14 protein-coding genes are annotated in these 13877 nt (G+C 60.8%); 10 read left to right on the plus strand and 4 right to left on the minus strand.

Features of this window, described 5'->3' with window-relative positions; genetic code table 11:
* Positions 1-28 precede the first annotated feature (28 nt).
* Together ACILSI_RS17960 and ACILSI_RS17965 are read left to right on the plus strand one after the other, a co-directional pair.
* Entirely contained in the window at positions 29-613 is a 585-nt protein-coding gene (locus ACILSI_RS17960; protein ID WP_395723284.1) for a formylglycine-generating enzyme family protein, read from the plus strand.
* 119 nt (positions 614-732) lie between these two features.
* Complete coding sequence (locus ACILSI_RS17965) at positions 733-1128, plus strand: hypothetical protein (RefSeq protein WP_395723285.1); 396 nt, start codon at positions 733-735, stop codon at positions 1126-1128.
* A 287-nt stretch (positions 1129-1415) separates the two neighbouring features.
* Here ACILSI_RS17965 and ACILSI_RS17970 read toward each other — a convergent pair whose 3' ends face one another.
* Positions 1416-2129: a hypothetical protein gene (locus ACILSI_RS17970; protein ID WP_395723286.1), complete on the minus strand. Its 714-nt coding sequence runs from the start codon at positions 2127-2129 to the stop codon at positions 1416-1418.
* 103 nt (positions 2130-2232) lie between these two features.
* On the opposite strand from ACILSI_RS17970, the gene ACILSI_RS17975 reads away from it, so the two are divergent.
* The 6 genes from ACILSI_RS17975 (at position 2233) to ACILSI_RS18000 (ending at position 9246) form a co-directional block, all read left to right on the plus strand.
* Positions 2233-3009, plus strand: a complete 777-nt coding sequence (locus tag ACILSI_RS17975; RefSeq protein WP_395723287.1) for an SDR family oxidoreductase — start codon at positions 2233-2235, stop codon at positions 3007-3009.
* 68 nt (positions 3010-3077) lie between these two features.
* A complete protein-coding gene (locus ACILSI_RS17980; protein WP_395723288.1) occupies positions 3078-3782 on the plus strand; it encodes a FadR/GntR family transcriptional regulator in 705 nt (234 codons plus the stop codon).
* Between the two features lie 2 nt (positions 3783-3784).
* Positions 3785-7120: a DUF1553 domain-containing protein gene (locus tag ACILSI_RS17985; protein ID WP_395723289.1), complete on the plus strand. Its 3336-nt coding sequence runs from the start codon at positions 3785-3787 to the stop codon at positions 7118-7120.
* 9 nt (positions 7121-7129) lie between these two features.
* On the plus strand, positions 7130-8581 hold the full coding sequence (locus ACILSI_RS17990; protein WP_395723290.1) for a DUF1501 domain-containing protein: 1452 nt from the start codon (positions 7130-7132) through the stop codon (positions 8579-8581).
* 110 nt (positions 8582-8691) lie between these two features.
* Entirely contained in the window at positions 8692-8937 is a 246-nt protein-coding gene (rpsP, locus tag ACILSI_RS17995; RefSeq protein ID WP_395723291.1) for a 30S ribosomal protein S16, read from the plus strand.
* A 6-nt stretch (positions 8938-8943) separates the two neighbouring features.
* A complete protein-coding gene (locus ACILSI_RS18000) occupies positions 8944-9246 on the plus strand; it encodes a KH domain-containing protein (protein WP_395723292.1) in 303 nt (100 codons plus the stop codon).
* A gap of 6 nt (positions 9247-9252) precedes the next feature.
* On the opposite strand, the gene crcB is transcribed toward ACILSI_RS18000, so the two are convergent.
* The 3 genes from crcB to ACILSI_RS18015 are packed head-to-tail and all read right to left on the minus strand — an operon-like array spanning position 9253 to position 11475.
* Complete coding sequence (gene crcB, locus ACILSI_RS18005; RefSeq protein WP_395723293.1) at positions 9253-9630, minus strand: fluoride efflux transporter CrcB; 378 nt, start codon at positions 9628-9630, stop codon at positions 9253-9255.
* 4 nt (positions 9631-9634) lie between these two features.
* Positions 9635-10210: a hypothetical protein gene (locus ACILSI_RS18010; protein WP_395723294.1), complete on the minus strand. Its 576-nt coding sequence runs from the start codon at positions 10208-10210 to the stop codon at positions 9635-9637.
* Positions 10204-11475, minus strand: a complete 1272-nt coding sequence (locus ACILSI_RS18015) for an AI-2E family transporter (RefSeq protein ID WP_395723295.1) — start codon at positions 11473-11475, stop codon at positions 10204-10206. Before ACILSI_RS18015 ends, ACILSI_RS18010 begins: the two co-directional genes overlap by 7 nt.
* Before the next feature lie 100 nt (positions 11476-11575).
* On the opposite strand from ACILSI_RS18015, the gene ACILSI_RS18020 reads away from it, so the two are divergent.
* Together ACILSI_RS18020 and ACILSI_RS18025 are read left to right on the plus strand one after the other, a co-directional pair.
* On the plus strand, positions 11576-12025 hold the full coding sequence (locus ACILSI_RS18020) for a pyridoxamine 5'-phosphate oxidase family protein (protein ID WP_395723296.1): 450 nt from the start codon (positions 11576-11578) through the stop codon (positions 12023-12025).
* A gap of 357 nt (positions 12026-12382) precedes the next feature.
* The gene (locus ACILSI_RS18025) at positions 12383-13849 is read left to right on the plus strand and encodes a PhoH family protein (protein ID WP_395723297.1); all 1467 of its coding nucleotides are present in this window, start codon (positions 12383-12385) and stop codon (positions 13847-13849) included.
* The last annotated feature ends 28 nt before the right edge of the window (positions 13850-13877 follow it).

Here is a 13877-nt window from a genome sequence, read left to right on the forward strand (position 1 = left end):
ATGAAGGCACACAAACGCCTCGCTTTGCGTGCCGACAAAACCGCCTCATCCTTTGCGGGGTTCATCACTTTCGCCGCCCTCCTGGATAGAACTCACCTCGCTTGATTTGCAAAGACACCGCCTAGTCAAAGGTGCAAGTTTGCCCGTGGAAACTGTGAGCTGGGAAGATGCGCAGGCTTTCTTGGCCAAGCTCAACGAGAAGCAAATCTTGCCGAAGGGTTGGAAGTTTGCCCTGCCAACTGAAGCTCAGTGGGAATATGGTTGCAGATCCGGGGAGCGAGGATCGTATTGCGGCGGTAGATTGGATGACGTGGGCTGGTATTTTGACAATAGCGGCCACAGTATCCATGAGGTGCGCCAGAAAAAGCCTAATGCCAGTGGCTTGTTTGACATGCACGGCAATGTCGAAGAATGGTGCGCTGACTGGTATGACATAGAGCTGAAAGGGGGAGCAGACCCCGCAGGCCCGTCATCAGGCGAGTATCGCGTGTCTCGCGGCGGTTCGTATGGCAGCCTTCCCGATTTTTGCCGCGCAGCCAGTCGAGACGACGATCTTCCTGACACCCAAAACCACTACCGAGGCTTTCGCATCGCCCTTATACCATCAAGTTGAACGCGCTAATATAGTCGTGAAACGGGGCGCAACTTGGCACAAGTCATGACGACGCCGACATCCCGGAGGCGTTTCCCGCACTCACCACGCGTCTCTCGCGTCGCAGGCTGAATGCCTGTTTGCACCTCGGCATCGCCGAACCGCCCATCCAGGCCAAGGAAGGCAGCCAGGTCGGGCCCAACTTGAAGACCATCGGCAGTCAAAAGGACCGGAAATACCTCCTCGAATCCTTGCTCAATCCCATCGCCCAGATCGCCCCCGGCTATGGACTCGTCTCCATCGCCTTGAAGGACGGCAAAAGCATCTCCGGCGCTCTCGACAAAGAGGATGCCAAACAAATCACCGTGCGGCTGCCGGACGGCAAAACCCAAAGCATCCCCCGCGCTCAAATCGCCACCGCCACCCCGCCCATCAGCGTCATGCCACCCATGCTCGGCATCCTCACCAAACCGCAGATTCGCGATGTCGTGGCCTACCTCGCCAGTTTGAAGGCGAAGACGAGCACGAAGAAGTAGTCGTCTTCCCGAATGATCCCGAAGGGATCAAAGAAGGTAGCCGGGGGCAAGTTCGCGCAGCGAACGCCGCCCCCGGACCACACGCCCAACGTCTCCCGCTCAAGGCCGCATCCCGGCAGGGATGCAAGAGGCACGCATCCGTTCTTCGCTCCCTTCTCGCATACCTCCGGCATGCGAGCTTGAACTCGGCATCGCCTCGATTTCAATCCAGGGGTCGTTGACCCCTGGCTACCTTCTTTGATCCATTCGGGATCGAATCACCATGCTCAAAATGTGATGAAAAGTGCTCACATCGCCCCTGGCGGTGCTTCCTGATCCGGCACGATGATGGTCGCCGTTGGAACCGTTCCTTTGCCCAAACGTCCGCTGTAGAGATCAATCGTGCGTTTGGCGATGATGTCGATCACCGCCGGTTGCAGCGTGCGGGCGGCGACGTTGGAGACGGCCACTCCGGCCCACATGATGGGGGATTTGAAGCGCAGCACCTGCCAGTAGGGCAGCAGGCGTTTGTACCATTTGTTCGCGGTCTGCATCTTCTCATGCGTGGCGATCTTGTGCGTCATCTCCCACGTCTTGATCGCCGTGCTAGCGCTCACATCGACGAGACGGCCGATGGAGCGCGTTTGCAGAAAGTCCGCCACATCCATCGCCGCGAGATGCACGGCGCGTGAGAACTGGCTGAGGCCCGGTGCGAGCAGCGCCTCCTGCTTGCCGGGATGGTAGATCGCCGCGATCTCGCGCACGAGTTTCGGCACCTCGTCCACCAGCGGCGGCAGCCACTCGGGATTGAGACTTTTTTGCCAGCGCAGCCGGTTTTTGCACTCCTCCACGGCCTTCCGCGCTTGTTCATCGGCCACGCCGCAGTCAGGAAACACATAGCTGGACACCGCATGGCGCGCGGCACGCAGATCTGCGGCAAAACGCAGCGCCTTCCACAGCACAAGCGTCGCCGCGCCGACGAGGACACCGGCGAGGAAGACCATGATGTGGCTCCAGGGCATACGAACACGGGAGAGCACTGCGCGTGCAGTGTCAAGATGCCGAAAGTGTCGGGAGAGGCGGCTTGCAGCGCGGGAATGACACGCCATAGATGCGACTCTAACCATGTCCTCCATCTTCGAACTCTTCTCCCTCCAAGGCAAAACGGCTGTCGTGATCGGCGGCACCGGTGAACTCTGCGGTGCCATCGCCGAAGGCTATGCCTCCGCCGGCGCGGAAGTCGTGCTCGTTGGTCGGGATCAGACGAAGGCTGACAAGCGCCTCGAAACCATCCAGGCCGCCGGCGGCCAGGCCTACTTCGTCTCTGCCGACGCCAGCCGCAAAGCCGACCTGCAAATCCTGCTCGACCAGGTGCTGGAGCGCTCCGGCGGCTGCCATATCCTCGTCAATGGCGCCGGAGTGAACTCCGCCACGCCGTTCCTCGACATCGCCGAGGATGAATACGACCGGATCATGAACATCAACACCAAGGGCGTGTTTCTGGCCTGCCAGGTGTTTGGAAAACACTTCGTGGAGGAGAAAATCCCCGCCTCCATCATCAATCTCGGCTCCATGTCCGGCCTGCTGCCGCTAAGCCGCGTGTTCACCTACTCGATGAGCAAGGGTGCCGTTCACAATCTCAGCAAGAACCTCGCCCGCGAGTGGGCGCCGCTCGGCATCCGCGTGAACACACTCGTCCCCGGCTTCTTCCCGGCCGAGCAGAACAAGAAGGTGCTCACGCCCGACCGCGTCGCGAAAATCATGGGCCACACGCCGATGAACCGCTTTGGCGAGGCCAAGGAACTCATCGCCGCTGCGCTGCTGCTTGCTGGAGCCGGCGGTTCGTTCGTCACTGGCCATGAGATGGTCGTGGACGGCGGGTATTCGTCGATGACGATCTGAGGTTTGAGCCCGAGCGATAGAATCGCGAAAACGCCCGCGTTTAATCCAGTGGTAAGACCTCTAACCACATGGCCTTTTCATCCATCAAACCCCAGCGCGGCCTCGTCGAGGAGGTGTGCGCGCGTATCGCTTCGGAAATCCGCGATGAGATCAGCGGCAGCGATGGCTGGCTGCCGCCGGAGCGCGATCTGGCGCTCAAGCTCGGCGTGAGCCGCCCCGTGGTGCGTGAGGCGACGAAGCGGCTGGAACTGCAAGGCCTGCTCGAAGTGAAGCACGGCGTCGGCACCAAGGTGGTGGACAAGCTGCACAAGCCACTCAACGGCTCGCTGGCACTGCTGATTCCTGATGACAAGGAGCGGCTGCGGCAGCTCATCCAGGTGCGCTTCATGCTGGAGCCGGAGAACGCACGGCTCGCGGCGGAGAACGCCAGCGCGGCGCAGATTCGCAAACTGCGCACCGCATTGAAGCAGCTTGAGGACGCGGTTGATTTTGAAACGGCCGTGGTGGCTGACATGACCTTTCACCGCGAGCTGGCGGCGGCCTCGGGCAATCAAATCGTCACGCTGCTGCTGCATTCGCTTTCTGAATTGATCCAAACGAGCCTCAGTCGTGGCTACAGCCGAACTTCGACCACAAACGCCGTGCGCCAGCATGCCGCCGTGCTTGACGCCATTGAGAAACGTGATCCCACCGCCGCCGCGAAAGCCATGCGCGAGCACTTGATCACCGCCGAAGCCGACCTGGCACTGCCAAAGCCGAAAAAATCCCACTGAGCATGAAATCCCTTCTCCCCTTCTCCTTGCTGATCGCGAGCACCAGCTTGCTGGCGGCTAAATCTGATGCAGCAAAGCTGTTTCATGAGCAGGTGGCGCCGATCCTGGTGAAAAACTGCGTCGAGTGCCACAACGACGTGACAACGAAAGGCGGGCTGAACATGGAGACACTCGAAACAACGCTGAAAGGCGGTGATGAAGGTCCGGCCATCGTTCCGGGCAAGGCGTCGGAGTCGCTGCTCTACATGATGATCGTGCCGGAGTCGCCCGGCGACAAAGCCGAGATGCCGAAGAAGAAGCCTGCGCTCTCGTCTGCGGAGGCTGATTTGATCAAGCGCTGGATCGACATGGGAGCGGCATGGCCGCAAGAAATCGTGCTGAAGGAGAAACCAAAAGGCGATGTGACGCACTGGTCTTTTCTGCCGTTGAAACCCACCAAGCACGCCTCCATGGATGCTTTCATCACCGAGAAGCTGAAGGAGAAAGGACTGGCAATGAATCCGCCAGCCGATGCGCGGACGTTCATCCGCCGTGCGAGCTTTGATTTGATCGGACTGCCACCGACGCCCGAAGAAGTCGCGGCTTTCGAGAAAGAGTTCATCCAGGATCAAGCATCCAGCATCAAGCATCTGATCGACCGCCTGCTCGCTTCACCGAGATATGGCGAACGCTGGGCTCGGCACTGGCTGGATGTGGTGCGCTTTGCGGAGAGCCACGGGTTTGAAATGAACCGCTTGCGGCCCAATGCGTGGCCGTATCGCGATTACGTCATCCGTTCGCTCAATGCGGACAAGCCGTATGACCAGTTCGTGCGGGAGCAGATCGCCGGAGATCAACTCGGCGCGGATGAGGGCACGGGATTCCTCGTGGCGGGTGCCTGGGATCAGGTGAAGGGCCAGGACCCGGCGCTGCGGGCCAATCAACGGGCGGATGAGATGCATGACCTCGTGAGCACGACGGGCAGCACCTTCCTGGGGCTCACGGTGGGCTGTGCGCGCTGCCATGATCACAAGTTCGATCCAGTGAGCCAGGTCGATTACTACCGCATGCGTGGCATTTTCGAAGGAGTGCAGCATGCGGAGCGCGAACTGCGCCCAGCGGATACGGAAAAGAACCAAAAGAAGGCCGAAAACATGCGACAAGAAATCGCGGCGATTGATGCGACGCTGTCACGCTTCCAACCTAAGGCGCAGCTCACGAAGCGTGTGCTGGTGGATGATGATCTGCCGCCACCGACGAAGCCGGAGGCGATTGGCTGTGTGCAGATCGAGCAACCAGCGAATGGAAAGCCTATTGATTACTCGCCAGGCACGGAAGCCGGCCAGTTATCTGATCTGGGCGACTCAACTCGGCTGCCAAACCTCGGTGAGAGCTACCGCTACTGGAGCGCAAAGACCGACGAGGCGGGCAAAGACTTCTTCTCGTGGAATCCGCGTGTGAGTGGCAAGCAGCGCCTCTGGTTGTCCTGGGGCGCATGGACGACGCATGCGAAGGATGCGCGCTACATTCTCGATATCGACGGCGATGCGAACACGAAGAACGACCAGAAGGAGATCGCCTCGGTGGATCAGAGCAAGTTTGCAGACGGCAGCGGAGCGATTCCAGAGCAGAGACGCTGGAGCGGCTTCAAATACGCCGGCACGCACGCGCTGACGCAGGATTCCATTCTCATCCTGCGCAGCGGCAAGCTTGGCGGTCCGACGGTGGCAGACGCGGTGCTGTTTGAAGAAGCGGCGGATGCTCAACCTGCTTCCCAGCCGCATCTGCGTGCGCCGGTGACGCATCTGGCGAATCATGAGAGCTTTGATGCCGTGAAGGCGAAGTTTGTGCGCTTCACGATCAACTCGACGAACGGCGGCCAGCCCTGCATTGATGAGCTGGAGGTCTTTGCAGGCGGCAAGAATGTCGCGCTGGCGAAGAACGGAGCCAAGGTGACGGCCTCGGATGTTTTTGCTGATGGTGCGAATTCGATTCACCAGATCGCGCATGCGAATGACGGCCTGTATGGCAACGCGAAGAGCTGGATCGCGAAGGGGGCCAAGGGCTGGCTGCAAATCGAGCTGCCGCGTGAGGAGACTCTCAGCAGCGTGGTTTGGAGCCGGGATCGGACCGAAAAGGGCAAGGCGTATCAAGATCGCATTCCCACGAATTATCTGGTCGAGGTCTCGCTGGATGGAAAAGCCTGGAAGGCCGTGGCGTCATCAGCAGATCGACTGGCGTCGGATTATCGGGAGCGGATTCGCGATGTTCCAACGCTGAGCGGCGTCACAGGCGAAAATGCCGACGAAGTGAAGAAGCAAAGCGAGCGACGAGCGGTGCTGCAACGCGAGTTGAAGGAACTGACGAGCTTCCCGATGGCCTATCTCGGCAAGTTTGAGCGACCGGGACCAACCTTCCGCCTGCATCGCGGTGATCCGATGTCGCCGAAGGAAGAGATCGCGCCGGGTGGGTTGTCGCAGTTCGGCGCGAAGCTAGATCTGGCCAAAGACACGCCGGAATCGGAGCGACGCATGGCTTTGGCGAAGTGGCTAACCGATTCGAAGAATCCGCTCACGGCTCGTGTGATGATGAACCGCCTGTGGCATTACCATTTCGGCACGGGCATCGTCGATACGCCCAGTGATCTAGGCTTCAACGGCGGCAAGCCGTCGCATCCTGAGCTACTGGACTGGCTGGCGGCGGAATTCATGAAGCGAGGCTGGAGTTTGAAGGGAATGCATCGCCTGATCATGAACTCGGCGGCGTATCGACAGTCGAGCACCGCGAATGACGCAGGTTTGAAGGCGGATTCCGGCTCGCGGCTGCTGTGGCGATTCCCAACGCGCCGCATTGAGGCGGAGCCGCTGCGGGACACGATCCTCGCTGTGAGCGGTGTGCTCGATCTGACGATGGGAGGGCCGGGATTCGATCTGTTCGAGCCAAATGACAACTACGTGAAGGTGTACCAGTCGAAGCAGGAGTTCGGGGCCGACACGTTCCGACGCATGATTTATCAGAGCAAGCCGCGGGTGCAGCTCGATGACACGTTTGGCGCCTTCGACGTTCCAGATGCGGGTCAGATCGCCCCACGGCGCACGTCGAGCACGACGCCGCTGCAGGCGCTGAATTTCCTGAACAGCACCTTTGCGATGCAGCAGGCCGGTTTGTTTGCCGCACGGCTTGAAAAGGAAGCTGGCAAGGCGGCGGAGGCACAGGTGAAGCGTGCGTTTCAACTGGCCTACCAGCGTGATCCGCGTGCGGATGAGCTGAGCGCGTCCACGCAGCTGATTTCCGAGCACGGGCTGGCGATGTTTTGCCGAGCGCTGCTCAACACGAGCGAGTTCATGACCCTTTACTGATTTCCAGCCATGAAAAATCATCTTCTCTCACGTCGCACCTTCCTGAATCAAAGTGTCAGCGGGCTGGGCAGCATCGCATTGACGTCGCTGCTGGCTCAGAAGGGCCTGCTAGCGAATGACCCGATCCGACCGCTGATCGATCCGTCACGCCCGTATGCGCCGAGGCCGCCACATTTTGAGCCGAGAGCGAAGAACGTGCTCATGATCTTCTGCTCGGGCGCGATCAGCCATGTGGACACGTTTGATTACAAGCCGGAGCTGGTGAAACGCCACGGCATGCCGCTGCCAGGCGCGGCGGACTTGATCACCTTCCAAGGAGCGCAGGGGAATCTGGTAAAGCCGCTGTGGGAGTTCAAGCCGCGCGGACAAAGCGGGAAGATGATCAGCGATCTGGTGCCAAAGATCGCGGAGTTCGCGGACGACATGTGCTTCATCCACTCGATGACGGCGAAGTCGAACACGCACGGCCCGGCGGAGAACCAGATGAGTACGGGCTACATCCTCGACGGCTTCCCCGGCATCGGCTCGTGGGTGACGTATGCGCTGGGCTCGGAGTGCGATGACATGCCGGCCTTTGTGGCGATTCCTGATCCGCGTGGCGTGCCGCAGATCGGCTCCCGGCACTGGAACTCGGCCTTTTTGCCGGCGGTGTTTCAAGGCACAGCCTTCAACGCGAGCAAGCCGATCCCGAATCTGCTGAGACCAACCAGCGTGAGTGAATCGGCGGATCGTGGCACGCGTGATTTGGTGAACCTGCTCAATCGCCGACAAGCGGAGGAGCATCCAGCGGACAGCGACCTGGCGGCGCGGATTTCGTCGTATGAACTGGCGGCGCGGATGCAGATCGCGGCCTCCGAGGTCGGCAATATGGCGGGCGAGAGCAAAGCGACGCTGGATCTCTATGGCGTGAACGACAGCAACGAGAACAAGGCCGGTTTTGCGAAAAACTGCCTGCTGGCGCGGCGCTTGATCGAGCGCGGCGTGCGCTTTGTGCAGCTTTTCAACGGCTCGTACGCGATGGGCGAGGGCGTGGGCAACTGGGACGGGCACAAGACGATCGAGAAGCAGTATTCCGTGCATGGGCCGATCCTCGACCAGCCGGTGGCGGGCTTGCTGAAGGATCTGAAGGCCCGTGGGCTGCTCCAGGACACGCTGGTGGCCTTTGTGACCGAGTTTGGCCGCATGCCGACCTTTCAGAAGGGCGCGAACGGCCGGGATCACAATCCGAAGGGCTTCACGGTCTGGCTGGCCGGTGCCGGGGTGAAAAAGGCCTTCAGCTACGGTGCCACCGACGAATTTGGCTACCAGGCGGCGGAGCGGGTGAGCACGATCTACGACCTGCATGCCACGATCCTGCATCTGCTTGGCATCGACCACGAGCGGCTGAGCTACTACAACAACGGCATCGAACGGCGGCTCACGGACGTGCATGGGCATGTGATCAAAGATGTGCTGGCGTGATCCCCGGAGCATGCAGCTCGGAGAAAGAGGGGGAAAAAGCGGTTGATTTCCCTTTCGGAGTCTCCACTATGCGCCTCCCCAAAACCTGACCCTATCCCCGTACCCGCATCATGGCCGTAGTTATCCGTCTCCGTAAAGAAGGTGCCAAGCACCGCCCCATTTTCCGTATCGTCGCGGCTGACAAGCGCTTCCCCAAGGAAGGCCGTTTCCTTGAGATTCTCGGCACCTACGATCCTCAAAAGGGACTCAAAGGAGCGACCGTGAAGCTCGATCGCGTGAATGCCTGGATCTCCCAAGGTGCCAAGCCCTCCGAAACGGTGGCCAGCATCATCAAGAGCGCCGCACTCTCGGCCTAAACCGACATGGACGCGTCGGAAGCCCTCCGCGAGTTCCTTTCGTATGTGGTGGCGAATCTGATCGACCACCCGCAGCAGGCGACCATCGCCATCGGCACCAATGTGAATGGCGCGGTCACTTACCGCGTGCAACTGGCGCAGGAAGACGTGCGCCATGTGATCGGCAAGAATGGCATGACCATCAGCGCGATCCGCTCCCTGCTGAACACAGCGGCGGCAAAGCATGGGATCAAGATTTCCCTCAAAGTGGGATCGGCCCGCGAAGAAGACGCGGAAGCCGCCGCTAGCGCCCCGGAAATCGAGGCGTGAATTGGATCACACACATTTGCTGCCCGCCCACCAGCCCAGAGCGGCGGCGGTTACACCTACGACGATGCTGCCAAAGGCATTGAGCAGCGCGAGCCAGGAATGCTGGTTCACCAGCAGCAGCCAGGAATCGTTCGAGAGCGTGGAAAAGGTGGTGTAGCCACCGAGGAAGCCGGTGGCGGCAAACAACCACGGGCCGCTGCTTTTCTCCTTCATGGCTGGCAGGGCAAAAAGGAAGCCGAGCACAAAGCTGCCGAGGATGTTCGCAGCCAAGACTCCCCACGGAAGCACTGCCTTGGGCAGCAAACGCGACACGCCGATGACCGTGAGGTAGCGCAGCACTGAGCCGAGGCCGCCACCGAGGAAAACTAGAAGCACATTGCGCATGAAATCAAGAAGCCGGTGCGGCATCCTGGGACGGATGACGATGTTCTTCCACTTCAGTCCTGGTGATTCCAAGGGAGGCGGGGACAACTTCCATCCCTGGAAACCTAGGCTGAATTTCTCTTTTCAAAGCCTGGATGAACTCTTCGCTCATTTCCCCGGTCATGCCGTCATCTGTGACCAGCCGACGACGGACGTGCCAGCCACTTTTCAGCACCAATTCAACCTGGTAGCAGCCTCGTTTCAAGCGCACTCCGATCCGTGCCACCTGAGGCCAGGAGAAATAGGACGGGCCAAAACGGATGCCGTTCTCGCCGATAATGAGCTTGCGTGAATAGCCGGTAATGAAAGAGAAAAACCAGGTGGTGCCCCAGTAAAACAACAGACAGCCGAGCAGCGAAAGAACTGCGGCCAGCCGCATGCTGCTCTCTGATACCACATCCTCTTGAAACAGCCGGAGCAGCACCCGCACCAATAGCACGCCGGCAGCGCAGGACATCATGAAGCCAAGGGCGCCGTGAAACGGCTTGTAGGTGAAGTGACCGACGTGAATGACACCCGGATGACGGCTGCTCGTCAGCATGACACACGCTCCTCCTTTCTAGCACCACCGATCGTCTGCGGCGCGATGCGGGCGCGCCAGATGTAACGCTGAAACAGCACCTTCACCGAGGCGGTGAGCGGCACGGCGAGGATGGCACCGAGCAAACCGCCCAGCAGCAGCGCCCAGACCAGCACGGAGGCGATCACGGTCAGCGGATGCAGGCCCACAGCTTCGCCGACGATGCGCGGGGTGATGAAAAGGGCGTCAATCTGCTGCACGAGGGCAAACACCCCCGTCACCACGAGCGGCATGACCCACCAGGGATCTCCCGGGATCAAGGCGCTGCCTCCCTGCACCGCCGCGATGACCACCGCCGGGATCCAGCACAGAGCGATGCCTAGATATGGGATGATGCCTGCCACGCAGAGCGCCAGGCCAATGAGCAGGCCAAAATCCAGCCCGACCACGACCAGACCGATGCCGGTGGCGATGCCATTGATGACGCTGACGAAAAGCTGGCCGCGGAAGAAGGCCACGAGGTAGGTGTTGATCTCGTTCAGGCAGCTCACCACCTCGTCTTTAAAAGCAGAAGCACGCAGCGGCAGGTAATCCGACCACTGCTCCTGGATCTTGGCGCTCTCGATCAGGAAATAGTAGAGATAGAGCGGCACAATGATGAAGGAGAGCAGGAAGCCGAAGACGCCGAGGAAGCCACCCACGCTCGAGCGAACGAAGGCCCACGCCATGCCTGGCAGCTTGGGCAGCGTCGTCTTCACCCAGTCGCCACTCAAAAATGCCTGCAAATCAAAGTCGAAATCGTCAGCGCCTGTCTTGGCATTGGCAGCGGGTGCCACAGGCGTGACGACGGATTCGGCAGCCGCCGCGTGGACCGGAAGCGTGATGCCGTAGTCTTTTTCGATCTTGGCCGAGAAGTCGAGCACCGCCTGCCGCGCCTTCGTGTAGTAAACCGGCACACGCTCGGCGAGGTGCCGTGTGGGATCATCCAGCTTCACCACCACCCACCAGCCTAGGCCACCTATTGCCAGGGTGAACACGGCAAAAGCCAGCAGCACGGAACGCTGGCGGTTCAGGCCACGTCGCTCCAGCCATTCCACGCCGGGTTCCAGCAGGTAGGCCAGCACTCCAGCCACAGCGAAGGGCACGAGGATCGGCTGCAAAAAGGCGATCACCTGGGTTAGCAGATAGATCAAACCGATTGCCAGTGCGCCGATAGCGGTGATCGACAGGGCGGTCACAGCAGTCCACAGCGCGTTGCGCTGAAAGGCGGTGGGCAGATTTTTCATCGGGAGGGGAAAGCCGCGCATCGTAGCGGCTTGCGTCGGTTTGTGAACTCCAAAGATGCAGGCAAATTAGACTCACTCATCTCACCGCGTATGATTCACCATGCCACCGCCTCCTCAGCCCCAGCCTGTTGATCCCGCCGAACTCCCGCAGCTCGCTCAGGCCACGATGAAAGCCGCGAAGTTCCCCATGCTCGCCACCGTGGATGGCGACCAGCCGCGCCTGCGACCCGTTTCGCCGGTGCGCACCGATGGCTTCACCGTCTATGTCGCCAATCTGCGCCGCTACGGCAAGACCCGCGAACTGGAGGCCAATCCCAAGGCCGAGCTCTGCTACACCGACGACGATCATCATCAGGTGCGCATCACCGCGAAGGCCGAGATCGTCACGGAGCGGACGCTGCTGGAGGAGATCTGGGATACCAGCCCGCTGCTGCGCGCCTACCTTCGCAGTCTCGACAATCCCGAGCTGATCATCTACCGCTTCGTCCCGAACCGCGTGCGCTACATGCGTGAGTGGGCGCTGGAGTATTTTGAGGTGCCGTTGGGGTAGGCAGGGAGACCAAGGGATCACAGAAAACTCAAACCGCAGGCACAGACCCGCTGCCCAGGAGCCTGACCCAACCCTCGAATGTCCGGCCATTGTGAATAAACTCACGCATTGTGAATAATTTCTTGCCAGCTTCTCGACGGTCTGACACTCTCCGGCACTTACCGTGATTCATACAAAAAATCACATTCAGGGATCGGCAGGCTTGGCACTCCCCTTGCGCCAAAGAAAAACCGTCCCTCCTGATCAAACGCCAGGACCAACCCCCAACACAGAACCACCATGGACCGCGACGACCATCCTGCATCCCTAACCCCTTCGCTCATTTCCACCCGTCCTTCTGATCCTGGTCCCTCTTCTGTGAATCCTTCCTCCCCCGCCCCCTCCCGCCGCCGCCGCCAAGCCACTCCCGTGGGCACCAAGACCTTTGTGCTGGACACCAATGTGCTGCTGCACGACCCGGCCTGCATCCACCGCTTTGCCGAGCACCACATCTGCATCCCGGTGGACGTGCTCAGCGAGCTGGACCGCTTTAAAAACGAGATGACGGAGCGCGGTGCGAACGCCCGCGAGGTGCACCGGGCGCTGATGAAGATCTTCTCCACCAAGGGTGCCTCGGTAACCAGCGGCGTGCCCACCGATGGCGGCGGCAGCATCCGTGTGGCGGTCTATGATCCTGTGGAGGCGCGCAAGCACGCCAGCGTGCAGGGGTTTGAACGCATTTTCCACGACCTGGACAAGGCGGATCACCGCATCCTCGCCTGCACGCTCTGGCTGAGCGAGCAGGTGTCTCCGCCGGTCATCCTCGTGAGCAAGGACCTCAACATGCAGCTCAAGGCGCGCGCCGTGGGCATCGAGTGCGAGGATTACCTGCACGACAAGGTGGAGCCGCGCGAGGTGGCGAACTTTGACATCGCCCGTGTCGAGATCAGCCCGCATGAGCTGCAGCGTTTCGCCAGCAGCGGCCGGCTCTCCGTGCCAGAGAACCGCACCGCCGGGATGGTGGTGAATGATTACGCGCTGCTTTCCGCCGGTGAAAAAGCCACCATGCCCGCGAAGCTGAGCACGCAGGGGGAGTTTGTGCGCCTGCACCACACGCCGGAATCCATCAAGGTCGGCCAGGGCCGGGCCATCAAGCCGATGAACCTCGGCCAGGCCTGCCTGCTCGACGCGCTGCTCGATCCTGAAATCAGCCTCGTCACCTGCTACGGCCAGGCGGGCACAGGCAAGACGCTGCTCGCGGTCGCCGCTGGATTGCAGCAAGTCTTTGGCCGCACCTACCACGGCCTCACCGTCAGCCGTCCCATCGTGGCGATGGGGCAGACGGTCGGCTTCCTGCCAGGATCACTTCAGGAAAAAATGCGCCCTTGGTTGCAGCCGGTGTATGACGCGCTGGATCTCCTCATGCGCCCCATCGAAGGCGTGCAGCAGGGCCCGGCACGGAAAAAGAACCGCTTCATGCCCGAACCGCAGCAGATCACCGCGCCCGCCGCGCCATACGACCCGCTCATCCAGCAGGGCGTCATCGAGATCGAGGCGCTGTGCTACATCCGCGGCCGCAGCATCCCGGACCGCTTCTTCGTGCTGGATGAAGCCCAGCAGCTCACGCCGCTGGAGGCCAAGACCATCGTCACCCGCATGTCGCGTGGCTCCAAGCTCGTGCTCGTCGGCGATCCGGCGCAGATCGACAATCCGTATGTGGACAGCCGCAGCAACGGCCTTGTTTACACCCGCCAGCGCATGCGCGGCCAGCCCTTTGCCGCCCATGTGCCGCTCGTCAAAGGCGAGCGCAGCGCCCTGGCCGAGGCCGCCGCAAGGCTGCTGTGAGCGGGCTTTTGGCCGTCAGAATCCTCCC

Origin of the sequence: Prosthecobacter sp. (assembly GCF_044232965.1) — a bacterium.
Taxonomy (GTDB): Bacteria; Verrucomicrobiota; Verrucomicrobiia; order Verrucomicrobiales; family Verrucomicrobiaceae; genus Prosthecobacter.